Origin of the sequence: Limosilactobacillus mucosae DSM 13345, assembly GCF_001436025.1 — a bacterium.
In the GTDB taxonomy this organism is placed as follows: domain Bacteria; phylum Bacillota; class Bacilli; order Lactobacillales; family Lactobacillaceae; genus Limosilactobacillus; species Limosilactobacillus mucosae.
On sequence record NZ_AZEQ01000066.1, the window covers coordinates 1 to 887 of the forward strand.

The window sequence follows — 887 nt, forward strand, 5'->3', positions numbered from 1 at the left end:
GACCAAGGCTACGAATTGGTTTCTAATAATTTTGTCGATGGTACGCAGACTTATGCTAAGGAAGGCAATGATTTTGTAGTGCGCCTGAAGCACAAGACGCAAACCATCACGCCTAACGATCCAACGCCGGTAACACCTGGGCAGCCAATCAATCCTAATGATCCCGACAGCCCAGTCTACCCAACTGATGCTGACCGCAACAACTTAATCAAAGATGCCACGCAAACGATTCATTACGTTGGCGCCGGTGACCAGACGCCAACTGACAAGGTTCAAACTCAAAAGGACGCCTTCACGCGGACCATTACGATTGATAAGGTAGCTGGTGAAGTCATCTCCATGAGTGATTGGGAAGGTACCAAGACGTTCGGTACGGAAGATACGCCAGTCATTGATGGCTACCATGCCGACAAGAAGGTTGCTGGTGGACTGACGGCAACGCCCGACAATCCAAATGTTGAAGAAACGGTAACTTACGCACCAAACGGTAAGCTGGTGCCAGTTGATCCAAATGGTAATCCAATTCCAGGTGCCGACACGCCAACCTACCCAACGGACCCTAACGATCCAACGAAGGTCGTACCAAACGAACCAATTCCAGAAGTACCAGGCTACACGCCGGTTGATCCAAGTCCGGTTACGCCAACTGATCCTGGTAAGGACACGCCGGTACCATACAAGCAGAACCAATACGGTTTGACGGAGAAGTTCGTGGACGAAGATGGCAACGAACTGTCACCAAGCGTTGACAAGAGCAGTTCCTACAAGAGTGGCGACGGCTTTGATGTGACTAGCGATGCCAAGGTCATCAACGGCTACGTTCTGGTAAAGCAGGACAACACCAGGGGCACGTTTGGCAACGGTGATGAAACGGCAACGTTCATCTA

1 protein-coding gene is annotated in these 887 nt (G+C 50.7%); it reads left to right on the plus strand.

The window, feature by feature from the left end; translation table 11 throughout:
* On the plus strand, positions 1 to 887 hold an 887-nt coding region (locus tag FC47_RS10195), incomplete at both ends, for a mucin-binding protein (protein WP_056968822.1).